A 22,063-nucleotide genomic window follows, 5' to 3' on the forward strand; every position below is an offset into this window, starting at 1 on the left:
TATTGATAAGGTGCGTAATATAGAGGGTGGCAGCGGCTCGCGAGAAATACCTTCTTGTTATGAGTCATAACTTATGCACCGCATTTTTCGCGTAAAACAGGGGATAACCCCGATATTGCTCAAGATTATGCACAAGGAAAGAACAGGATCATTGGCCAATCTGATCCTGTTCTTGTGAGTAAAACATGGGTTTGTTGTGGCGATCTCGCGTATTTCTGTGGGATCTATGTGAATAACTCGGATCTTATTCACTGATTTCGGGATCGTGTGGGTAGCGATCTGGACGCGACAGGAGTACCATTGAAGCCTTTCTCTTTTCGGTACAACTGCGTGGAGTCAAACGTGTCATCATCGCTTTGGTTGCAGTGTCTTGAACGTCTTCAAGATGATTTACCTGCGACAGAATTCAGTATGTGGGTACGGCCACTTCAGGCCGAGCTCAATGACAATACGTTGACCCTCTTTGCCCCAAACCGTTTTGTGCTTGATTGGGTGCGAGATAAGTATCTGCATCAAATTAACCAATTGCTGAACGAGTTTTGTGGTGTCGACGTACCCATGCTGCGCTTTGAGGTGGGGAGCAAACCGGTTGCCGCGACGCCGCAAGCGGCACCTGCCGGTCCTGCCGCTGCGCCCGCGCCGCAACAAGCCGCGCCCGCGCCGCCGCAAGGACGCGTGTGGGAGCCTGCCCCGTCGCCGGTGCAATCGGATGTTAATCATCGCTCCAACGTCAACCCCAAACACAAGTTCAATAACTTTGTTGAGGGTAAATCTAACCAGTTAGCCTTGGCGGCCGCACGTCAGGTCTCAGACAATCCGGGTGCTGCCTACAACCCGCTTTTTCTATATGGCGGCACGGGTTTAGGTAAAACGCACTTATTGCATGCGGTGGGGAATGCCATTTCTGATCGCAAAGCGGATGCGCGTGTGGTGTACATGCACTCAGAGCGCTTTGTGCAAGATATGGTCAAAGCGCTACAAAACAATGCGATTGAAGAATTTAAGCGTTATTACCGCAGTGTCGATGCATTGTTGATCGATGACATTCAATTTTTTGCCAACAAAGAACGCTCACAAGAAGAATTCTTCCATACCTTTAATGCGTTGCTCGAGGGTAACCAGCAGATCATTCTCACCTCCGACCGCTATCCTAAAGAGATAAACGGGGTCGAGGATCGCTTAAAATCGCGATTTGGTTGGGGCCTGACCGTGGCGATTGAGCCGCCTGAGCTGGAAACCCGCGTGGCTATTTTGATGAAAAAAGCGGAAGACCATGCCATTCGTTTACCTGATGAGGTGGCTTTCTTTATCGCAAAGCGTCTGCGCTCAAACGTGCGTGAACTGGAAGGGGCGCTTAACCGGGTGATCGCTAATGCCAACTTTACCGGGCGAGCGATCACCATCGATTTCGTACGTGAAGCCCTGCGCGATCTGCTCGCCTTGCAAGAAAAATTGGTCACCATCGATAATATCCAGAAAACCGTGGCTGAATATTATAAAATCAAGATGGCAGACTTGTTATCCAAGCGTCGGTCTCGCTCGGTGGCGCGACCTCGACAGATGGCGATGGCGTTAGCGAAAGAGCTGACTAACCACAGCTTACCGGAAATTGGTGATGCATTTGGCGGTCGTGACCACACTACAGTACTGCATGCTTGTCGTAAGATTGAGCAACTGCGTGAAGAAAGTCACGACATTAAAGAAGATTACTCTAACCTGATTCGAACATTGTCGTCCTAATTATGAAATTTACTCTTACGCGTGAGCAATTACTTCAACCGCTTCAGCAAGTCTCTGGGGCGTTAGGCGGGCGTAGCACCTTGCCGATTTTAAGTAACCTATTAATTGAAGTGGCGGAGCAGCAACTTAAGCTGACGGCGACCGATATGGAGGTTGAGCTCAATGCCACCGCGCCGCTAGACAGTGAGCATCTTGATGGCGCTATCACTGTGCCCTCGCGTAAGTTTATGGATATCATCAAAGGCTTACATAGCGAAGCCCGTATCACAGTGGCGCAAGAAGGCGACCGCGTGGTGGTACGCGCAGGGCGAAGCCGCTTTACCTTATCGACCTTACCGGCTTCAGATTATCCCAACATCGAAGACTGGCATGCCGAAGTGAGCTTACAAGTGCCGCAAAGCAAGCTGGGTCACCTGATTGACGCCACCCAGTTTTCGATGGCAAATCAAGATGTGCGCTATTACCTTAATGGGCTTTTGTTCGAAACGGACGGGCACACATTGCGTACGGTCGGGACGGACGGTCACCGGATGGCGGTATGCCATTTATCCATGGAAGAGGGGTTGCCCGCACAACAAGTGATTGTGCCACGTAAAGGCGTCAGTGAGTTGGCGCGTTTGCTCGATGACAGCGAGCACCCGGTGAATATCCAAATTGGCGCGTCCAATATTCGTGCGGTGGTGGGTAACGTGACTTTTACCTCTAAATTGGTGGATGGGCGTTTCCCTGACTATCGCCGTGTGTTGCCGCAATCAACCTCTCGTACGTTGGAAGTCAATTGCGCGGAGTTAAAACAAGCGCTGTCATTGGCGGCGGTATTATCGAACGAGAAATTTCGCGGCGTACGAATGAATATTGAAGATAGCGAGCTGCGTATCTCTGCCAATAACCCCGAGCAAGAAGAAGCGGAAGAGTTTTTGGAAGTCGACTATCAAGGTGAGCCAATTGAAATCGGTTTTAATGTCAGTTACGTGCTCGATGTGCTCAATGTTTTACGTTGTGACAAGGTGCGTTTTTCGATGACAGACGCGGTGGGCAGTACCTTGATTGAGGACTGCGATCGCGAAGACGCCATGTATGTTGTGATGCCAATTCGCCTCTAGGTTATGGCGCTATCACGACTGGTCGTTCACGACTTTCGAAATATTGAAGCCTGCGATATTGCATTGTCGTCAGGCTTTAACTTTTTAATTGGCCCCAATGGCAGTGGTAAAACCAGTGTCTTGGAAGCCATTCACTTTCTCGGTCATGGGCGCTCTTTTCGCAGCGCGCTTAATAGCCGAGTGATACGTCATCAGCAACCTCATCTTACGGTACATGGTCGCGTAAAAACGCAAGATGGGATCTTGCTTCCGGTCGGGATTCAAAAGCGCCGAGATGGCAGTGCAGATGTTAAAATTGGTCAAGAAAAAGGGCAAAAGCTGGTGGCCCTGGCCAAAGTGCTGCCATTGCAATTGATCACCCCGGAAGGGTTCGAGTTGTTAACCGATGGCCCCAAGTTTCGTCGTGCGTTTATCGATTGGGGGGTGTTTCATTCTGAGCCAGGATTTTTTGAAGCGTGGACGCGCGTAAAACGCCTGACGAAGCAACGCAACGCCGCGTTGAAAACAGCGCGCCACTATGGCGATATTCAAGTATGGGATACGGAACTAGCACGCCTTGCCGAGCAAATCAGCGCATGGCGTCAAGCATACGTTGATGCGGTGGCCGCGCGAGCGACCGCATTGTGCCAAGCCTTTCTCCCCGAGTTTTCCATCCAGTTTCGCTTTTACCAAGGATGGGAGCGAGGTGCCGACTATCAGGCATTGTTGGCGGCGAACTTTGAGCGCGACCAGCAGATGGGATACACGGTGTCAGGGCCGCATAAAGCCGACTTGCGTATCAAGGTGGCAGGTACCCCAGTCGATGATGTGCTATCGCGCGGCCAGTTAAAACTCATGGTGTGTGCACTTCGGCTGGCACAAGGCCAGTTATATAGCGAGGAGCAAGGTATCGCTTGTATCTACTTAATCGATGACTTTGCTTCCGAATTAGACAGTCGCCGGCGAGCACTCTTGGCCAGTGAGCTGACCCGTATCGGGGCTCAGGTTTTTGTTAGCGCCATTAGTGCCGATCAAGTCGCGGAAATTTGCGACGAAAATAGTAAGATGTTTCATGTGGAACATGGCAAAATTAACGCAGGATAAATAAGCGAGAGTAACTCAATGTCCAACGAATACGATTCATCGAGTATCAAGGTACTGAAGGGCTTGGATGCCGTGCGTAAGCGTCCGGGAATGTATATCGGCGATACCGACGATGGTACCGGCCTGCACCACATGGTGTTTGAGGTGGTCGATAACTCGATCGATGAAGCACTGGCCGGACATTGTAATGATATCGTGGCGACCATCCACGAGGATGGCTCGGTATCGGTTCGCGACGATGGTCGTGGTATTCCGGTCGATATTCATGAGGAAGAAGGTGTATCGGCTGCACAAGTGATCATGACCGTCCTTCACGCTGGCGGTAAGTTTGATGACAACTCTTACAAAGTATCTGGCGGCCTTCACGGAGTGGGGGTGTCGGTGGTCAACGCCTTGTCAGAAAAACTCGAGTTGACCATTTGGCGTAATGGCCATGTTCACCAGCTTAACTTTGCACACGGCGAACCGTTGGGGCCGTTGGCTGAAATGGGGGAGACCGAACAAACCGGTACTCGTATTCGTTTCTGGCCAAGTGAAGAGACGTTCTCTGATATTAACTTTAACTATGACGTGCTTGCCAAGCGCTTGCGTGAGTTGTCTTTCCTTAATTCGGGTGTCTCCATTAAGCTGATTGACGAGCGCGAAGAAGACAAAGCGGATCACTTTAGATACGAAGGCGGGATCCGCGCGTTTGTTGAACACCTCAACAACAAGAAGACCTCCATTCACCCATCAGTCTTCCACTTTGAACACACCCGTGAAGACGGAGTGAGTGTCGAAGTGGCGATGCAGTGGAATGATGGCTATCAAGAGAATATTTATTGCTTTACCAACAATATTCCGCAGCGCGATGGCGGTACGCACCTGGCCGGCTTCCGCGCGGCATTGACGCGCACGCTCAACAGCTTCATGGATAAAGAAGGCTACTCTAAAAAGGCCAAAGCCGCGACGTCTGGCGATGATGCCCGTGAAGGCTTGACCGCGGTGGTCTCGGTAAAAGTGCCGGATCCTAAGTTTTCTAGCCAGACCAAAGACAAGTTGGTGTCATCAGAAGTGAAGTCGGCGGTTGAATCCGCCATGAGCAGCCACTTATCAGACTTTCTGATTGAGCATCCGGCTGATGCGAAAGTGGTATGTACCAAGATCATTGACGCGGCCCGAGCGCGTGATGCGGCACGCAAAGCACGTGAAATGACGCGTCGTAAAGGCGCGTTGGATTTAGCTGGCCTTCCCGGCAAGCTTGCCGACTGCCAAGAAAAAGATCCGGCGTTATCCGAACTCTACATTGTGGAGGGTGACTCGGCGGGCGGCTCAGCCAAGCAAGGGCGTAACCGTAAGAACCAAGCGATCTTGCCTTTGAAAGGTAAGATCCTCAACGTCGAGAAAGCCCGTTTTGATAAGATGTTGTCCTCGCAAGAAGTGGCGACACTGATCACGGCAATGGGGTGCGGGATTGGCCGCGAAGAGTACGATCCGGATAAATTGCGTTACCACAGCATTATTATCATGACCGATGCGGATGTCGACGGCTCGCATATTCGTACCTTGCTGCTGACCTTCTTCTATCGCCAAATGCCAGAGTTGATTGAGCGTGGCTACATCTATATTGCTCAGCCACCGCTTTATAAAGTGAAAAAGGGCAAGCAAGAGCAATACATCAAAGATGATGAGGCGATGGAGCAGTATCAGGTGGCATTGGCGTTGGAAAACGCGTCATTGTTCGTGAACCCAGATGCGCCAGCGATGCACGGCGAGTCACTCGAGAAGTTGGTGAAAGAGTACAACGGTGTACTCAAGCTGATCCAGCGTATGAAGCGTCGCTATCCCGCCGCGCTGCTTAATGAGCTACTTTATCAACCTCGCTTGTCAGTCGACGACCTACGCGACGAGTGGGCCGCTAAGCAATGGGTAGAAAACATCGTTGAGATTTTGAATCGTAAGTCGACGGGAGAAAGCCAGTATCAGGCATCGTGCCGACTCGATGAAGAGCACCAAGTATGGGTACCAGAGCTGGTGGTGCGGACTCATGGTGTTGATTACAAGTACTTGGTGAGCTATGACTTCCTGAACTCGAAAGAGTACGGCCGAATCGCCAGTTTGTCAGAGACCTTGAATGATCTCTTGGATGAAGGGGCGTATGTCAAGCGCGGTGAGCGTACCCAAGCCGTAGAGAGCTTTGAGCAAGCGCTCAACTGGTTGATTAAAGAGTCAACCCGTGGGGTATCGCGTCAGCGCTACAAAGGTTTGGGAGAGATGAACCCAGAGCAGCTTTGGGAAACCACCATGGATCCAGAGGGCCGTCGTATGATGCAGGTGACGATTCAGGATGCGGTAGCGGCCGACGAGCTGTTTACCACCTTGATGGGTGATCAAGTTGAGCCACGCCGTGCGTTTATCGAAAATAATGCGCTGAAAGTAGAAAACCTCGACGTATAACCGATAAATCAACTGTTTATCAACAATTAAGGCCAGCATTGCTGGCCTTTTTCATATCTATTTGCGAGGCAAATCGCAATACATAACTGTTTATATATACAGTTGTTTTTGGCACGAGTAATCTCGTCATTCTCTTAACAGCAGAGTGATAGGAAGCCTTATGTCTATAAAAACGCGTGCTAACCTCCAACTGGTTTATGTTTCTGATATTGAGCGTTCTGTGGAATTCTACCAACAACTCTTTCAGTGCGAGCCGGTATTTACCAGCCCCAGATACGTAGCCTTTTCAGCGTCTGAACAGGGCGATGCCTTGTTTGCATTGTGGACAGGCGGCGAGCAGCCCTCACCATCAATCACCCGACTGAGTGAAATTGGCATTATGGTACCCACCAATGATGACGTTGATGCGCTTTTTGACCAATGGTCGAACAACCTAACCATCGATGTGGTGCAGTCCCCTTATGATGATGTGTTTGGTCGAACCTTCGTGATTCAAGATCCTGATGGGCATCTGGTGCGCGTAGCGCCGCTCGATTAGTGCGCCACTCACGAAACAAAAAATTTTACGATCAGCCATTGAAATCAATTTGCGCAACCTTATATAGAGTAATGAGGCGATGCCATTGGGTCGCCGGGGGCTTGTCCGAGTTGGAAGGCCGTAGATAACATTTTATTGCTTCATAGGAAGGGTAAGATTATGCGTAACTTTGATTTCTCTCCACTCTATCGTACTGCAATTGGTTTCGATCGTTTATTCGATCTGGTTGAAAACAGCAATACCAATAATGCGGGTGGATTTCCTCCTTACAACATAGAGCAAAGCCAAGAAAACCAATACCGCATCACCATGGCGGTAGCAGGCTTTAGCCAAGATGAGGTGGATATCACTCAGCAAAAAAATAGCCTAATCGTCGCCGGTAAAAAGGGTGCACGTAACCAAGATACTAAGTTCTTGTACCAAGGCATTGCCGAGCGCGATTTCGAGCGCAAGTTCCAGCTCGATGATCATATTAAAGTGACAGGGGCAGACATGGAAAACGGCATGCTACATATTGATTTAGTACGCGAAGTACCAGAGGAAGAAAAACCTCGTCGTATCGAAATCGGTAGCCGTTTGCTAGAAAACGCTGAGTAAACCTTAAATCCCGAGTGGTTCACGATAAGGGAGAGGGCAGCCATGCTGCCCTTTTTATCGACTATACACCTAAGACGAGCCTGCCAATCCGTCGTGACATCCGAAGCTGTAAAGCGCCTGATGATTTATCCCGTCCACATAGATCTGTCTATCGCTGCCGGTTGCCCATCCGCCTCTAAACGAGATCTGGCTCAGTAATACGTGACTAACGCTCTACCGCTGAATGAACAAATACTGGTGTGTCAGTTCCCAGCCAAGAACGTCCTCTCTCGATAGATATATTACTGAGAGCAAGGGTAATGTTTCACGTGAAACATATAAGAATACCAATAGCAAACCATCTCGTCTGGCCTATCAAACTAAACCAATCGACGTTCGGGCTGACCACATAGATTGAGTCGACGGCTACTTGGGAGGGAGTGTAGTGGTACGCCTTCCTTAAGGGTAGGTTCGCTTGCAAGGAAAGAAAGGCGTGTCATTAGCAGTGCTGGATGATGACTTTTTTCTGTGAGCCTACTTGGTCTTAAGTGGTGCGAGATGAGCGACTTCTTCACCTTGTCCAAAAGTCTCGTGCAATATTTGAATGACGAGTTGTTCTTTGGGTGTTGACTCAAAACCATGAGATAAGAAATCTATAAAAGGTTTCACGTGGAACGTCCATTAGCCAGTGTTCCACGTGAAACCAAGGCTTATTCCTCGTTGTAGGCGCGCGCGACTTCTTCAGCGATAATATCAATGCCTTTCTGCATCATCTTGTCATCTTGCACGTAGTTCATTCGGATACATTGCTTAGCATGATCCCAGCCTTCGTGATCGACACCAATAAAGAAGTACTCGCCGGGTACCACCAGCACACCGCGCGCTTTTAAACGTTTATATAGCTCTTGGGTGGAGATAGGGAGATCGTTGAACCACAGCCATAGGAAGATGGCACCTTCTGGTTTATGAACACGAACACGTTCATCGTTAATGGTTTCAAGCACCATGTTTAATATTCTTTGCGACTTTTTCTGATAGAAGGGACGAACGACGTCTTTACTCAGGCGGAGTAGGTCGCCACGCTCTATCATTGAAAGTGCCATCGCTGGCCCAACACTGTTGGGAGATAAACTTACAATGCCATTGATATTTGACATGGCTTGGATGACATCTTCGTTGGCGATCACAATGCCGCAACGCACGCCTGGTAAACCCAGCTTGCTCAAGCTTGAGCAGAGTATGGTGTTTTCATTCCAAAACGGTGCGACGTCTTCAAAAATGATATCAGGGAAGGGGGTACCGTACGCGTTATCGATAATTAGTGGAATATTGTTATCACGTGCCAACTGATCAAGCTGATGGATTTCGCTATCAGTGAGTACATTGCCGGTCGGATTGGTCGGGCGGGAGGCACAGACAGCGCCAATGTTGTCATCAATTGTTAGGCGACTAAAGTCGACGTGATATTTGAATTGACGGTTGTCGAGCAATTCTATTTCAGGCTGGTAGCTGACGAAGATGTCGTCGTTAATTCCGGCGTCACCGTAACCGATATATTCCGGCGCGAGAGGCAGCAAGATTTTTTTGTGGGTGCCATCGGCGTATCGTCCAGCCAATAGATTAAACAGATAAAAGAACGCACTTTGGCTGCCATTGGTCAGCATAATGTTTTTACTAGAAAGCTGCCAGCCATAGGTTTTATTAAGAAGCTCGGCGAGTGCGTTGAGTAAGGCTGACTTGCCTTGTGGGCCATCATAGTTAGCCATCGCATGAACGAGGCTTCCATCATCGAGCATCGATTGGCTCAGTGTTTTGAAGTAATCGAGCATTTCCGGTATCGCCGCGGGGTTGCCGCCACCTAGCATAATGGCATCTGGATTACGTAAGCCGTCATTAAGATCGTCCATTAACTGTGTGATGCCCGAGTGATTTGCTAACTTCTCGCCAAAGTGAGTGACTTCCATGATTACTGCCTTTAAATATCTGTATCGTTGTTGTGGTTAAGCTGCAATCAACATACAACAATCTATTGTGTAAAAGAAAGTCTGATAAGTTTGTTATCTCTTGGTCACTAACTGGCATGGTTGACGGGGGTTGTTACGTTATCCGTACACACTCGGGAGAAAAGTCGCTGAAAGGGATAACAAGCCGCGTGTTTCACGTGAAACCAACTCGGCTTGGCTCGACAAACAGGGTGATTAGCGTCATTGAGGTTAAAAAACAATGAGGGTGTGAGTTGGTCGCTAATAAGACGAGAGTGAGTGGCCAAGAGGGGCGTGCGCGTTTAAATAGCCAAAAAAAGCCCCGCACAATGGCGGGGCTGAGTGGTGTGTTGCTGATGATTACTTCTGTAGAACAGAGATATCTGCCACGTTGAGGAATTGCTCACGGATAAGGTGAAGCATCGCTAAACGGTTGGCTTTCAGTGCGGGATCATCTGCCATGACCATCACGTTATCAAAGAAGGTATCAACCGGTGTGCGCAATTGTGCCAGCTCGGTCAGCGCGCCTTGATAATCGCTGTCAGCAAACAGAGGTTTAACTGCAGCGACTTTCTCTGCTACCACGTTCGCCAATGCTTTTTCTGCGTCTTCTTGCAGCAAGCCAGTATCGACGTTGCTAGGAAGCTCGCCATCATACTTGGCCAAGATATTGCCTACCCGCTTGTTGGCGGCGGCGAGTGCTTCGGCTTCTTCCAGACTGCGAAAGTGCGACACCGCTTTAACGCGGCTGTCAAAGTCAGCAGGCTTGGTTGGACGACGGGCTAAAACCGCTTGGATAATATCGACGCTATAGCCCATATCTTGGTACCAGGCGCGGAAACGACCTAGCATAAAGTCGAGGACGTCCGTCTCTACCTCTTTGTGCGTCAAGCGATCATCGTACTGAGCTTTGGCATCGCGGATGAGGTCGACAAGATCAAGCTGATAGCCATTCTCGACGACAATACGTAGAACCCCTAATGCGGCCCGACGTAGGGCGAAGGGGTCACTCCCTTTAGGTGCTTGACCAATACCAAAGATGCCCACGATGGTATCCATTTTGTCAGCCATTGCGAGTGCTGAGGAGACCGGCGTCGTAGGTAGCTTATCACCGGCAAAGCGCGGCCAGTATTGCTCATTCAGCGCCAGCGCTACGGCTTCGGGCTCGCCATCATGACGCGCATAGTGCATGCCCATCACGCCTTGGGTTTCGGTGAACTCAAACACCATCGAGGTCATGAGATCACACTTCGCTAGTTGGCCCGCGCGCTCAGTGTGTGCCTTGTCGGCACCGATACGCTCTGCAATCTGTCCTGCGAGTGCAGTAATGCGGTCGGTTTTATCTTTGATGGTACCCAGTTGCTTTTGGAATACCGCGCTATCTAGCTCTGGCAGGCGATCAATCAATGGGCGCTTGCGGTCTGTATCAAAGAAGAACTCCGCATCCGCGAGGCGAGGACGCACGACTTTTTCATTGCCTGAGATAACTTGCGCTGGATCTTTCGATTCGATGTTAGACACGAAGATGAACTTGGGCAGTAGCTCGCCATTAGCGTCATAGACAGGGAAGTACTTTTGATCGCCTTTCATGGTGTACACCAGCGCTTCTGATGGCACCTTAAGGAACTTGTTCTCAAAAGAGGCAGTCAGTACCACTGGCCATTCCACCAAAGAGGTGACTTCTTCAACCAAGTCGTCATCAAGCTCAGCAACCCCACCAACCGCGTCAGCCGCTGCTTTGGCATCTTTAATAATCAATGCTTTACGCTTTTCATAATCGGCCATGACCTTACCTTCACGCTCAAGGCGCTCTGGGTATTGGTCAGCATGATCCAGCGTTAAGCTCGATTCACCCATAAAGCGGTGACCTCGAATCACGCGATCGGATGCCACGCCAAGAATGGTGCCTTCAATCAAGGTGTCCCCATACAGCATCACCAAGGTTTTCACTGGGCGGATAAACTGGGTGTCTTTGTCACCCCAGCGCATGGGTTTAGGAATAGGCAGTTTGCTTAGGGCGTTATCGGCCAGTACCGGCAGTAAGGCGTCAATGGCTTGGCCAGGTACGTGTTGACGATACAGCAACCACTCACCTTTATCAGTTTTTAGGCGCTCGGCTTCGCTCACATCAATCCCGTTACCGCGCGCCCAACCCATGGCGGCTTTGGTGGGATTGCCGTCTGCGTCAAAGGCGGCTTTGACCGCAGGACCGCGTTTCTCAACCACTTTATCTGGCTGGCGATCGCTCAAAGCAGCCACTTTAAGTGCTAAGCGACGCGGGGACGCGTACCAAGTGATACCTTGGTGGCTCAGATCAGCGTCTTTTAGTTGCGCTTCAAACTGACTCGCGAAGGCTTCAGCCAGTGTGCGCAATGCTGTTGGTGGTAGCTCTTCAGTGCCGAGCTCAATCAGGAAATTTTGCGTTGCCATGATGCTCCCTTATTTGCTGTGTCGGCACATCGGGAAGCCTAGCGCTTCGCGAGATGCGTAGTAGGCTTCGGCGACACGTTTAGTCAGTGTGCGAATGCGCAGAATATAGCGTTGACGTTCAGTCACTGAAATGGCTTTACGCGCATCCAGTAGGTTGAACGCATGACCGGCTTTTAGGATCTGTTCGTAAGCAGGCAAAGGGAGCGGCTGCTCGAGATCCAGTAGCTTGGTACTTTCGGCTTCGCACTGATCAAAGTAGCGGAACAGAAAATCAACATCAGCGTGTTCAAAGTTATAGGTCGATTGCTCCACTTCGTTTTGGTGGAAAATATCGCCGTAGGTGACTTTGCCAAATGGGCCATCGGTCCAAACCAGATCATACACAGAGTCGACTTCTTGAATGTACATCGCCAGACGTTCGATACCGTAGGTAATCTCACCCGTGACCGGTTTACATTCCAATCCGCCTACTTGTTGGAAGTAGGTAAACTGAGTGATCTCCATCCCGTTCAGCCAGACTTCCCAACCTAGGCCCCAAGCGCCCAGCGTTGGGTTTTCCCAGTTATCTTCCACAAAGCGAATGTCGTGGACTTCTGGATCAATCCCCAGCACACGCAGCGAGCCTAAATACAGCTCTTGAATGTTATCGGGTGACGGCTTCAGGATGGTTTGAAACTGGTAGTAATGCTGCAGACGGTTCGGGTTCTCGCCATAACGCCCATCGGTAGGACGACGAGAAGGTTGAACGTAAGCCGCTGCAATGGGCTCTGGACCAAGTGCACGCAAGCATGTCATCGGGTGGGAGGTACCTGCACCCACTTCCATGTCTAACGGCTGAACAATGGTACAGCCTTGCTGGGCCCAATAATCCTGCAGCGCGAGGATCATACCCTGAAAGGTTTTGATATCGAATTTATGCATTGTCAGGTTCGCGCGAGTTGATGAATGGAGAAAATAGCTGGCAATTATAACTCGCAGCGCGCCCAAGCAGTAGGGGGCTGGCGGATTTTTGTGCGCCTTTGATGTGCTTATTTTCTGCGTACGGGGGCAGGAGGAATAGAAGTTGCCAAGCGAGTGTTCAAATCGTACACTAGCGGCGTCTTGGGGAGTAGTCGACCACTGCACAGTCAGTGGGGCAATCATCAACATAGTTGAAGCAAAATCTTCATGGTGATTGCAAGCCTGCCATTAGGTGCTCTGGGCTTGACGAGACCAACGACAATCGCACGAACCGGGGTGGGGCGTGTGTGTTGTCGTGGTTGAATCATAATAAGCCCTGCCCCAGATGAGCAATGTCATGAGCGTTCTTGCTATTTCTATCTCCACCGTCACCTTGGCGGAAATCGGGGATAAAACCCAATTATTATCGCTAGCGTTGGCGACCCGGTTTCGAAAACCTGCGGTGATTGTCAGTGCCATTTTATTGGCGACACTAGTGAATCACGCCATTGCCGCCTGGCTTGGCGTGGTCGCGGCCGATATCCTGACCGATACCGTATTGCATATCATTTTGATTATCAGCTTTAGTGTGATGGCGGTATGGATGCTGATCCCTGACAAGCTTGAAGATGAAGGGATTCAGGGCAAAAGCGCGTTTTGGGCGAGCTTCTGTGCGTTTTTTGTCGCAGAAATTGGCGATAAAACCCAGCTCGCCACCACGGCATTGGGGGCACAGTTTAATGAAGCATTGTGGGTGGTGGTGATTGGGTCAACCATTGGTATGCTGCTAGCCAACGTCCCTGTGGTGCTGGCCGGTGATAAAATTCAGCGCCATGTCCCGCTCGCTGCCGTACGGGCGCTCGCGGCGGCAATGTTTGCAGCGTTGGCTGTACTGGATACCTGGTATCTATTGAGTTGACGCAAGACAATGGTGAATCGGTAAGGGTTGGCGTTATGCCAGCCCTTTTTTGATCAAAAACTGGAATGGCACGCTCTCGGTTTGGGCTGCGACCAGGGTATGGTCCATAAAGCGACAGAAGCTGGGAATATCACGCGTGGTTGACGGGTCATCCGCGGTAATCAGCAAGGTCTGACCGTCATCCATATGGCGGATACGCTTACGCACCATCATTACAGGTTCCGGGCAGCGCAAGCCTAAGGCATCGAGTTGGAGATCAGCGTGGTCAAAAGCGAGTGTCATTGTTGTTACCTCAAAAAGTATCGACCTGATCATACTTATGGCGACAAATTATTCAAACAGGGTTGCGCTTGTAAATAATTTGTGTAAATTATTTAACAAGTCGTTAACGAAAGGCGAGGGCATGAGAAAAGCACAAACGGGCAAATTGAGCTTGGCTTATGGACATCGTATCGCTGCTTACACAGGGCTGAGCGGATTCGCTTTTTGGGGATTAACGCATAGTCATGAGCACACCCTCTTGGCAACACTAGCAGTCTGCGCCGCAGCTTTGGGGTTATTGGTAGAAGCCTTATCGGCCTCAACGCCACGCTCGCAGCCTGACTAGGCTAACTCACTCAACAGCTACACTCACTCCCAGTTTTCTTGGGCTTCCCCGCTCTTCGAGCGGGATTTTTTTTGTCTGTGCGTCGACAAAAAAGACCAATCCATCACAAAGATTGGCCTTTTGCTTGCGTTAGCCTTGGTAAGCGATATCAATAACGACGCGACCTTTAACCTCACCCTGAATAATTTTATTCGCATACTCTGGGGTTTGCGCCAGAGCGATGGTGTGGCATGCCTGTTCAAAGTAGCTGGCGGGCAATAGCTTGGTCAGTGACTGCCACGCAGCTTGACGTTGCGCTTTCGGGCAAGAGACGGAGTCAACTCCTTGCAATCGCACATTGCGCAAAATAAACGGCATCACAGTGGCGGGTAAGTCAAAACCGCCGGCAAGGCCGCATGCGGCAACCGTGCCCCCGTAGTGGATTTGTGAGAGAACATTGGCGAGCATTTGACTCCCAACAGTATCAATCGCGCCTGCCCACTGTTGCTTATCCAGCGGGCGGCCGGGTGCGCTAAAGGACTCGCGTGGGAGTACCTCGTCAGCGCCCAGTTGTTTAAGCCACGCTTGATTGTCTTCAAGACGGCCTGTGACGGCACTGACGCGATAGCCCAATGCATGCAATAAGGTGACCGCGACAGAGCCAACGCCGCCACTGGCACCGGTGACTAACACTGGGCCATCTTCAGGTTTGACGCCACCATCGATTAAGGCTTGCACACATAACATCGCGGTAAACCCCGCGGTGCCTACCATCATTGCTTGTTGCGCAGAGAGCCCCTCTGGAAGGGGAACGAGCCAGTCGCCATTAACACGCGCTTTCTCTGCCATGCCTCCCCAGTGTGCTTCACCGACGCCCCAACCAGTGAGCACCACTTTATCTCCGGGTTGATAGTCGGGGTGTTGGCTATCAGCAACCGTGCCGGCAAAGTCGATACCTGGCACCATCGGGAATTGGCGAACAATCTTGCCTTTTCCGGTGATGGCCAAGCCGTCTTTATAATTCAAGGAGCTAAAATCGACATCGACAGTCACATTACCGTCTGGGAGCAAATCGTCATCGAGCGAGGTGATTTTCGCGAAGGTTTGCTTCTCGTGTTGTTCAAGGACAAGCGCGTTAAACATAGCATTCTCCCGGTTGAAGTCTGTGAGCGGCCATACTAGGCCGGATGAAGTGACCACCACTTGCGTTACATCAATCACTATGCGATTGCGAGCGGGGTGACGCAAGCCAAAAAAAAAGAGCGGACTAAGCCGCTCTTTGTCAATGATAGGTTCATCGCTAGACACGTTCGAACACAGTGGCGATGCCTTGGCCTAAGCCAATACACATGGTTGCCAAGCCTATGGTCGCATCTTGGCGCTCCATTTGATGTAACAAGGTGGTCGAGATGCGTGCACCGGAACAACCTAATGGGTGACCCAGCGCAATGGCACCACCGTTGAGGTTAACCTTGTCATCCACTTTGTCCATTAGGCCAAGATCTTTCACACAAGGCAAAGACTGGGCGGCAAATGCCTCATTCAGTTCGACCAAATCAATATCATCTATGCTTAGGCCCGCACGTTTGAGCGCTTTTTTGGTCGCAGGTACTGGACCATAGCCCATAATCGAGGGATCGCAACCCGCAACGCCCATGGCGCGGATACGTGCACGGATAGGCAGCCCCAAGGTTTTGGCCTTTTCTTCACTCATCACCAGCATTGCAGAGGCACCATCCGATAATGCCGACGACGAGCCAGCGGTGACTGTGCCATTGGCAGGGTCAAAGGCTGGGCGCAGGCCAGCGAGGCTCTCGACGGTGGTTTCGGGACGAATGACTTCATCGTCTTCCACTAACGTCAATAAGCCATCGGCATCATGGCCTTCAATGGGCGCAATCTCATCTTTAAAGCGGCCTTCCACGGTGGCGGCATGCGCACGGGCGTGGGAGCGCGCAGCAAATTGGTCTTGCATTTCACGGCTGATGCCATGCATACGGCCGAGCATTTCAGCAGTGAGCCCCATCATGCCTGCCGCTTTGGCAACGGACTTCGACATCCCTGGGTGGAAGTCGACCCCATGATTCATCGGCACGTGACCCATGTGTTCAACCCCACCAATGATGAAGGTATCGCCGTCACCCACCATAATCGCGCGAGCCGCATCGTGTAGCGCCTGCATCGACGAGCCACACAGGCGGTTGACGGTAGTCGCGCCCACATTATGTGGGATGCCAGCAAGGAGTGCCGCATTACGGGCAATATTAAAGCCTTGCTCGAGTGTTTGCTGTACACAGCCCCAGTAAATGTCTTCAATGTTGGTGCTTTCTACCGCAGGGTTGCGCGCCAACAGAGATTTCATCAAGTGCGCTGAGAGATCTTCGGCGCGGACGTGGCGAAACACACCGCCTTTTGAGCGGCCCATTGGGGTACGGATACAGTCAACGATCACTACATTGTTCATTGTTCTCTCCTTAAACTTAGGCTGATTGCGGTGCGTTGACCGGTGTGACATCAAAGTAAGCCTGTTTATCGCCGGCACGACGTTTCATATCCGCAGGAACATGATACAAAGCGCCGAGATCAGAGAATTTGTCTGCCATGGCGACGTAGTTATCAACACCCAAGGTATCGACATAACGGAAAGCACCACCTCGGAATGGCGGAAAGCCAATGCCATACACCAAGGCGATGTCTGCCTCAGCCGGAGAGGCGATAATATCTTCTTCCAAGCAGCGGGCGACTTCGTTGATCATCGGCACCATCATGCGCGCGATAATGTCTTCGTCGCTGATCTCTGCCTGGCCACCCTGGATGACGGAGGCGAGCAGTTCAGGGACAGCTTCATCAGCCTCTTTTTTCGGCTTGCCTTTTTTATCTGTGCTGTAGCGGTAGAAACCTTTGCCGTTTTTCTGACCGAAGCGCTCGGCTTCAAACATCACATCAATGGCATCTCGGCCAGATTTGCTCATACGATCTGGGAAGCCTTCCGCCATCACCGCCTGTGCGTGGTGCGCGGTATCAATCCCGACCACGTCTAGCAGATACGCCGGACCCATCGGCCAGCCGAATTGTTTTTCCATGATTTTGTCAATGCGCTGAAAGTCCACGCCGTCGCGTAGTAGCAAGCTAAAGGCATGGAAGTAGGGGAACAATACGCGGTTGACGAAAAAGCCGGGGCAGTCGTTCACCACCACGGGTGATTTACCCATCTTGGCGGCGTAGGCCACGACGCGTGCAATGGTCTCATCAGAGGTTTTATCGCCGCGGATAACTTCCACTAATGGCATGCGGTGAACTGGGTTAAAGAAGTGCATGCCACAGAAGTTTTCAGGGCGCGATAAAGACTTCGCCAGTGTGTTGATAGGAATCGTGGAGGTGTTAGAGGCAATCACCGTCTCTTCGCTAACCAGCGCTTCGACCTCTTTGAGCACACTGGTTTTCACTTTCGGGTTCTCGACCACGGCCTCGACCACCACATCGCTGTGCTCAATGCCAGCATAGTGGAGGCTTGGGGTGATTGACGACAGCACTTGACCCATTTTAAAGCCATCGACGCGGCCACGCTCTAACTGCTTATTCAGCAGCTTGGTTGCTTCTTTCATGCCGAGTTCGAGTGACGCTTGGGCGATGTCTTTCATCATCACAGGTACGCCTTTAAGCGCCGATTGGTAGGCAATACCGCCGCCCATAATGCCCGCGCCGAGCACGGCGCCTCGCTCCGTATCTTTACCTTGTTTGGCGGCTTGTTTAGCGTTGCCTTTGATGACTTGATCATTGAGGAAAATCCCCACCAAGGCTTGCGCAACATCGGTTTTAGCCAGCTTAACGAAATAGCGATTTTCAACCTTAAGTGCCTCATCGCGCGTCATCCCTGCGGCTTCTTCAATGGCTGTCACTGCAGTCATTGGTGCGGGGTAATGCTTGCCTGCGACCTGCGCCACCATACCTTTGGCCATGGTAAAGCTCATCGCCGCTTCGGTGCGGTTCAGACCCAAAGGTTGTTTTTTCTGTTGGCGACGACTCTGCCAATCAATTTTCTCGTCGATAGCTTGGCTAAGCATTCGAATCGCAGCGTCGCGAAGGTTGTCATTCTCGACGACCGCATCGACCAAGCCTTCTTTGAGGGCGGCAGAGGCACGTTTATCTTTACCTGCCGTGATGATTTCCATCGCGGTATCCGCGCCGATAAGCCGCGGCAAGCGAACGGTGCCACCAAAGCCTGGCATGATGCCTAATTTTGTTTCAGGCAGGCCAATACGTGCATCCTTGCCTGCGACGCGCAGATCCGTGGCGAGTATGCATTCACAGCCACCGCCCAGCGCATGACCATTGATCGCGCTAAGGGTTGGGTAGGGTAAGTCTTCTAAACGATTAAAAATGGCATTGGCGCGAGATACCCAATCAGACAGTTCTTGGTCGGGTTTAGCGAACAGGCCGAGAAACTCGGTGATGTCGGCACCGACAATAAAGGCTGATTTGGCAGAGGTTAGCAACAGCCCCTTGATGTCATCGCGACCCGACAAAGCATCGAGGGCTTGGTCTAAGCTTTCTAGCGTTGCCAAATCCAGTTTGTTGACAGAACCTTGGCTGTCTAAGGTCAGCTCTGCAATGCCGTTATCCAATGCACGAACTGAAAGGTTATCTCCTTGGTAGATCATGGTTGTTCTCCACGTTGGCAGTACCATCCTGGTTGAATAGTGTTCTGGTTAGACCAGATGCGACCTAGTGTGGATCATTGTTATAAGAAATGACAACCAAAAGTTAAACGAATGTTTAAAATATGTGGTGTGGGTTGTTTTTACTATGGCCGAGTCCCTGTCGTGCTTGGGGGAATATGGTACAGTGCGTCGCTGAGACACAAAGGGTGTACCAGGATGCCAATCACGCCATATGCCGTGCCAGCCGAAACCGTAAGGCACGAGCTTGAAATAAAAAAAAGTCGGTTTATCACCTATCTTGCCCATACGCCTGGAGAAGAAGAGGCGAAGCAGTTTATTCAGTCGCTGCGAGAAACGTACCCTGATGCCCGCCATCACTGCTGGGCATTTGTCGCAGGTCGGCCTGAATCTTCCGTGCAATGGGGATGTGGTGATGACGGTGAGCCCGCGGGAACCGCAGGTAAGCCGATGCTTGCGCAACTTTCAGGCGCGAACGTTGGTGAGGTTTGTGCGGTGGTGGTGCGCTACTTTGGTGGGATCAAATTGGGTACTGGCGGGCTGGTAAAGGCGTATGGCAGTAGTGTGCAACAAGCCCTGGGCCTTTTGACCACGCGGGAAGTGGCAGTGACCGTCCCTTACACGATAAGCTGTGAATATGCTCACATTGACACGATAGAGTCATTGCTTAAGCAGCACGATGGCGTTCAGCTCGATGCAGAATTCAGCCATAATGTGCGACTGAGTGTGCGTATCGATGCGCGCTATATCGATGTGTTTCTTGAGGCACTTAAAAATCAAACTCGCGGGCAAGCACACGCGCACCCGTTAGAACATAAGACAACGTCAGGCACTTAGCCTGCTTTACGTGTAACGACGAGACGGTAGAAAGTCGCTACCGCCGATAAGAGGGCCACGTCAGGCTATGCAATTTCGTTCCATTACCCGCATTGTCGGACTCCTGCTGGCCCTGTTCAGCATTACCATGCTAGCGCCTGCGCTGGTTGCGTTTATCTATCGCGACGGTGCGGGCTATCCCTTTGTATTAACGTTTTTCCTCCTGCTAGCGGGTGGTGGGTTACTTTGGTTCCCTAACCGAAACTATCGACACGAGCTTAAAGCACGTGATGGTTTTTTGATTGTTGTCTTATTCTGGACGGTGATCGGTAGCGCCGGCTCGGTGCCGCTGATGTTATCGGAGCAACCCGATTTATCGGTCAGTGAAGCCTTTTTTGAATCCTTTTCTGGCTTAACCACGACGGGGGCAACCGTCATCGTGGGGCTGGATGAGCTTCCCAAAGCGATTTTGTTTTATCGCCAACTGCTTCAATGGCTCGGGGGCATGGGGATCATTGTGCTGGCAGTGGCAATCTTGCCTGTGCTCGGTATCGGTGGGATGCAGCTATATCGTGCGGAAATCCCAGGCCCTGTGAAAGATACCAAAATGACACCACGGATAGCGGAGACGGCCAAAGTGCTTTGGTATATCTACCTGACGTTAACCGTGAGCTGTGCCTTGGCTTATTGGCTGGCGGGTATGTCTGCGTTCGATGCCATTGGGCATAGCTTTTCAACCGTCGCGATTGGGGGGTTCTCAACCCATGATGCCAGCATTGGGCATTTTGATAGCACTGCCGTTAATCTTATCACCGTGGTGTTTTTACTGATCTCTGCGTGTAACTTCTCGCTTCACTTTGCGGCCTTTGCTAATAACGGGCTCAATCTAAAGTTTTACTTGCGCGATCCAGAGTTTCGCGCATTTTTGGTGATTCAGCTCCTATTATGGCTGGTGGTGTTTGCCATGCTGAGTGGACATCAGGTTTATAACAGCTCCACGGAAACCTTCACCCAGGCGTTATTTCAGTCGGTATCAATATCAACGACCGCGGGCTATACCACCACCACGTTTGCTCACTGGCCCTTGTTCCTCCCTGTTTTACTCTTGTTCTCGTCATTTATTGGTGGGTGTGCAGGCTCGACTGGTGGCGGGATGAAGGTGATTCGCATCCTGCTGTTGTCACTGCAAGGGACGCGCGAGCTAAAACGCCTGGTGCACCCACGCGCGGTATACACCATTAAAGTGGGTAATAAGGCGTTAAGGCAGCAAGTGGTCGATGCCGTATGGGGTTTTTTTTCCGCCTACGCATTAGTGTTTGTCATTTGTATGTTGGCTTTGATAGCGACAGGCATTGAAGAACTCACAGCTTTCTCCGCCGTTGCTGCGACTCTCAATAACCTAGGACCAGGCTTGGGCGAAGTGGCTGCTCACTTTGGCGATATTAATGACACGGCGAAGTGGGTATTGATCCTTGCGATGTTGTTCGGCCGTTTAGAGATATTTACATTATTAGTTTTATTTACGCCTACATTCTGGCGGAGCTAGTTGAATAGGGAAGGAGAGGACATGAGCGAGCAAACCGACGCAGTGCAGAAAGTCTTGTTGCTACATTCGAGCCGAGAAGGGCAGACCAAAAAAATCCTGCACTTTATCGAGACGCAGCTTGGCTCGTCGGCGCAGTGTGAGATTAAGGATATTCATCAGCTTCCTTCAGCGGATTTAACAAAGTACGACCGGGTTTTGATTGGCGCGTCTATTCGCTATGGCCACTTTAATAAAAAGCTGTATCAATTTATTGAAGCACATGCAGATCAGCTTAAAGCGGCGAAAGCAGCATTCTTTAGTGTCAATCTCACTGCGCGTAAACCAGGCAAAGATACGCCAGAAACCAGCGCTTATAGCCGTAAGTTTATCGAGAAGTCACCTTGGACGCCTGAACTGCATGGCGTCTTTGCTGGCGCACTCTATTATCCACGCTATAAATGGTTCGATCGGATGATGATTCGCTTAATCATGCACATTACCGGTGGGGAAACGGATACGACCAAAGAGGTGGAATACACCGATTGGCAAAAAGTCGAGGAGTTCAGCGAGCAATTTGCCCGTTTTTAGGCCATAACGTTGATTGTTTGACCGAATGGCGACTTTTTCCTAAAAAAGTCGCTTTTTAGTCTTGCCAAGGTGAGCAACTTCTCTATAATGCGCCTCCATCGACACGGCACGCAGGGCAAGCGT

At 50.9% G+C, this 22,063-nt stretch carries 18 protein-coding genes and 1 riboswitch; of the genes, 11 read left to right on the forward strand and 7 right to left on the reverse strand.

What is annotated here, in order from left to right; genetic code table 11:
* Positions 1-342 precede the first annotated feature (342 nt).
* From dnaA to C7A19_RS12260, 6 genes are all read left to right on the forward strand, one after another.
* Positions 343-1,740 (forward strand): chromosomal replication initiator protein DnaA, encoded by a 1,398-nt coding sequence (dnaA, locus tag C7A19_RS12235; protein ID WP_046074846.1) that lies wholly within the window; start codon positions 343-345, stop codon positions 1,738-1,740.
* 2 nt (positions 1,741-1,742) lie between these two features.
* Entirely contained in the window at positions 1,743-2,843 is a 1,101-nt protein-coding gene (gene dnaN, locus C7A19_RS12240) for a DNA polymerase III subunit beta (protein ID WP_077458594.1), read from the forward strand.
* Between the two features lie 3 nt (positions 2,844-2,846).
* Complete coding sequence (gene recF, locus C7A19_RS12245) at positions 2,847-3,926, forward strand: DNA replication/repair protein RecF (RefSeq protein WP_069362317.1); 1,080 nt, start codon at positions 2,847-2,849, stop codon at positions 3,924-3,926.
* A gap of 18 nt (positions 3,927-3,944) precedes the next feature.
* Positions 3,945-6,362, forward strand: coding sequence for a DNA topoisomerase (ATP-hydrolyzing) subunit B (gene gyrB / locus C7A19_RS12250; protein WP_077523122.1), 2,418 nt, complete (start codon positions 3,945-3,947; stop codon positions 6,360-6,362).
* Between the two features lie 160 nt (positions 6,363-6,522).
* Complete coding sequence (locus tag C7A19_RS12255; RefSeq protein ID WP_069362315.1) at positions 6,523-6,900, forward strand: VOC family protein; 378 nt, start codon at positions 6,523-6,525, stop codon at positions 6,898-6,900.
* A 159-nt stretch (positions 6,901-7,059) separates the two neighbouring features.
* Positions 7,060-7,497, forward strand: a complete 438-nt coding sequence (locus C7A19_RS12260; protein ID WP_069362314.1) for an Hsp20 family protein — start codon at positions 7,060-7,062, stop codon at positions 7,495-7,497.
* 689 nt (positions 7,498-8,186) lie between these two features.
* On the opposite strand, the gene C7A19_RS12265 is transcribed toward C7A19_RS12260, so the two are convergent.
* The 3 genes from C7A19_RS12265 to glyQ all read right to left on the reverse strand — a co-directional run bounded on the left by C7A19_RS12265 (position 8,187) and on the right by glyQ (position 12,809).
* Positions 8,187-9,440 carry a valine--pyruvate transaminase gene (locus C7A19_RS12265; RefSeq protein ID WP_116645011.1) on the reverse strand — a complete coding sequence of 418 codons (1,254 nt, stop codon included), beginning with the start codon at positions 9,438-9,440 and terminating at the stop codon, positions 8,187-8,189.
* 378 nt (positions 9,441-9,818) lie between these two features.
* On the reverse strand, positions 9,819-11,888 hold the full coding sequence (gene glyS, locus C7A19_RS12270) for a glycine--tRNA ligase subunit beta (protein ID WP_069362312.1): 2,070 nt from the start codon (positions 11,886-11,888) through the stop codon (positions 9,819-9,821).
* Positions 11,889-11,897: 9 nt separating this feature from the next.
* Positions 11,898-12,809 (reverse strand): glycine--tRNA ligase subunit alpha, encoded by a 912-nt coding sequence (glyQ, locus tag C7A19_RS12275; protein ID WP_069362311.1) that lies wholly within the window; start codon positions 12,807-12,809, stop codon positions 11,898-11,900.
* A 180-nt stretch (positions 12,810-12,989) separates the two neighbouring features.
* A riboswitch (yybP-ykoY riboswitch) is annotated at positions 12,990-13,157 on the forward strand.
* 28 nt (positions 13,158-13,185) lie between these two features.
* On the opposite strand from glyQ, the gene C7A19_RS12280 reads away from it, so the two are divergent.
* The gene (locus C7A19_RS12280) at positions 13,186-13,746 is read left to right on the forward strand and encodes a TMEM165/GDT1 family protein (RefSeq protein ID WP_069362310.1); all 561 of its coding nucleotides are present in this window, start codon (positions 13,186-13,188) and stop codon (positions 13,744-13,746) included.
* Between the two features lie 33 nt (positions 13,747-13,779).
* Here C7A19_RS12280 and tusA read toward each other — a convergent pair whose 3' ends face one another.
* A complete protein-coding gene (gene tusA / locus C7A19_RS12285; RefSeq protein WP_077459529.1) occupies positions 13,780-14,028 on the reverse strand; it encodes a sulfurtransferase TusA in 249 nt (82 codons plus the stop codon).
* Positions 14,029-14,149: 121 nt separating this feature from the next.
* On the opposite strand from tusA, the gene C7A19_RS12290 reads away from it, so the two are divergent.
* Positions 14,150-14,353, forward strand: coding sequence for a hypothetical protein (locus tag C7A19_RS12290; protein ID WP_069362308.1), 204 nt, complete (start codon positions 14,150-14,152; stop codon positions 14,351-14,353).
* Positions 14,354-14,482: 129 nt separating this feature from the next.
* On the opposite strand, the gene C7A19_RS12295 is transcribed toward C7A19_RS12290, so the two are convergent.
* From C7A19_RS12295 to fadB, 3 genes are all read right to left on the reverse strand, one after another.
* On the reverse strand, positions 14,483-15,475 hold the full coding sequence (locus C7A19_RS12295) for an MDR family oxidoreductase (RefSeq protein WP_069362307.1): 993 nt from the start codon (positions 15,473-15,475) through the stop codon (positions 14,483-14,485).
* A 157-nt stretch (positions 15,476-15,632) separates the two neighbouring features.
* On the reverse strand, positions 15,633-16,796 hold the full coding sequence (fadA, locus tag C7A19_RS12300; protein WP_116645012.1) for an acetyl-CoA C-acyltransferase FadA: 1,164 nt from the start codon (positions 16,794-16,796) through the stop codon (positions 15,633-15,635).
* Between the two features lie 16 nt (positions 16,797-16,812).
* On the reverse strand, positions 16,813-18,993 hold the full coding sequence (gene fadB, locus C7A19_RS12305; RefSeq protein ID WP_116645013.1) for a fatty acid oxidation complex subunit alpha FadB: 2,181 nt from the start codon (positions 18,991-18,993) through the stop codon (positions 16,813-16,815).
* Between the two features lie 216 nt (positions 18,994-19,209).
* Here fadB and C7A19_RS12310 point away from each other — a divergent pair, with 216 nt between their 5' ends.
* The 3 genes from C7A19_RS12310 to hemG all read left to right on the forward strand — a co-directional run bounded on the left by C7A19_RS12310 (position 19,210) and on the right by hemG (position 21,940).
* On the forward strand, positions 19,210-19,848 hold the full coding sequence (locus C7A19_RS12310) for a YigZ family protein (protein ID WP_069362304.1): 639 nt from the start codon (positions 19,210-19,212) through the stop codon (positions 19,846-19,848).
* A gap of 67 nt (positions 19,849-19,915) precedes the next feature.
* The gene (locus C7A19_RS12315; RefSeq protein ID WP_069362303.1) at positions 19,916-21,373 is read left to right on the forward strand and encodes a TrkH family potassium uptake protein; all 1,458 of its coding nucleotides are present in this window, start codon (positions 19,916-19,918) and stop codon (positions 21,371-21,373) included.
* Positions 21,374-21,415: 42 nt separating this feature from the next.
* Positions 21,416-21,940 carry a menaquinone-dependent protoporphyrinogen IX dehydrogenase gene (gene hemG / locus C7A19_RS12320; RefSeq protein ID WP_069362363.1) on the forward strand — a complete coding sequence of 175 codons (525 nt, stop codon included), beginning with the start codon at positions 21,416-21,418 and terminating at the stop codon, positions 21,938-21,940.
* Positions 21,941-22,063: the final 123 nt, after the last annotated feature.

Source organism: Salinivibrio sp. HTSP (assembly GCF_003390965.1).
GTDB lineage: Bacteria > Pseudomonadota > Gammaproteobacteria > Enterobacterales > Vibrionaceae > Salinivibrio > Salinivibrio kushneri.

What these genes read in the sequence shown, in the direction of transcription:
- C7A19_RS12295 (WP_069362307.1), bottom strand. Translation starts at nt 15,475, where the DNA reads ATGTTTAACGCGCTTGTCCTTGAACAACACGAGAAGCAAACCTTCGCG.
- tusA (WP_077459529.1), bottom strand. Translation starts at nt 14,028, where the DNA reads ATGACACTCGCTTTTGACCACGCTGATCTCCAACTCGATGCCTTAGGC.
- C7A19_RS12310 (WP_069362304.1), top strand. Translation starts at nt 19,210, where the DNA reads ATGCCAATCACGCCATATGCCGTGCCAGCCGAAACCGTAAGGCACGAG.
- C7A19_RS12265 (WP_116645011.1), bottom strand. Translation starts at nt 9,440, where the DNA reads ATGGAAGTCACTCACTTTGGCGAGAAGTTAGCAAATCACTCGGGCATC.
- glyQ (WP_069362311.1), bottom strand. Translation starts at nt 12,809, where the DNA reads ATGCATAAATTCGATATCAAAACCTTTCAGGGTATGATCCTCGCGCTG.
- gyrB (WP_077523122.1), top strand. Translation starts at nt 3,945, where the DNA reads ATGTCCAACGAATACGATTCATCGAGTATCAAGGTACTGAAGGGCTTG.
- C7A19_RS12315 (WP_069362303.1), top strand. Translation starts at nt 19,916, where the DNA reads ATGCAATTTCGTTCCATTACCCGCATTGTCGGACTCCTGCTGGCCCTG.
- C7A19_RS12290 (WP_069362308.1), top strand. Translation starts at nt 14,150, where the DNA reads ATGAGAAAAGCACAAACGGGCAAATTGAGCTTGGCTTATGGACATCGT.
- fadA (WP_116645012.1), bottom strand. Translation starts at nt 16,796, where the DNA reads ATGAACAATGTAGTGATCGTTGACTGTATCCGTACCCCAATGGGCCGC.
- glyS (WP_069362312.1), bottom strand. Translation starts at nt 11,888, where the DNA reads ATGGCAACGCAAAATTTCCTGATTGAGCTCGGCACTGAAGAGCTACCA.
- fadB (WP_116645013.1), bottom strand. Translation starts at nt 18,993, where the DNA reads ATGATCTACCAAGGAGATAACCTTTCAGTTCGTGCATTGGATAACGGC.
- recF (WP_069362317.1), top strand. Translation starts at nt 2,847, where the DNA reads ATGGCGCTATCACGACTGGTCGTTCACGACTTTCGAAATATTGAAGCC.
- C7A19_RS12255 (WP_069362315.1), top strand. Translation starts at nt 6,523, where the DNA reads ATGTCTATAAAAACGCGTGCTAACCTCCAACTGGTTTATGTTTCTGAT.
- C7A19_RS12260 (WP_069362314.1), top strand. Translation starts at nt 7,060, where the DNA reads ATGCGTAACTTTGATTTCTCTCCACTCTATCGTACTGCAATTGGTTTC.
- C7A19_RS12280 (WP_069362310.1), top strand. Translation starts at nt 13,186, where the DNA reads ATGAGCGTTCTTGCTATTTCTATCTCCACCGTCACCTTGGCGGAAATC.
- dnaN (WP_077458594.1), top strand. Translation starts at nt 1,743, where the DNA reads ATGAAATTTACTCTTACGCGTGAGCAATTACTTCAACCGCTTCAGCAA.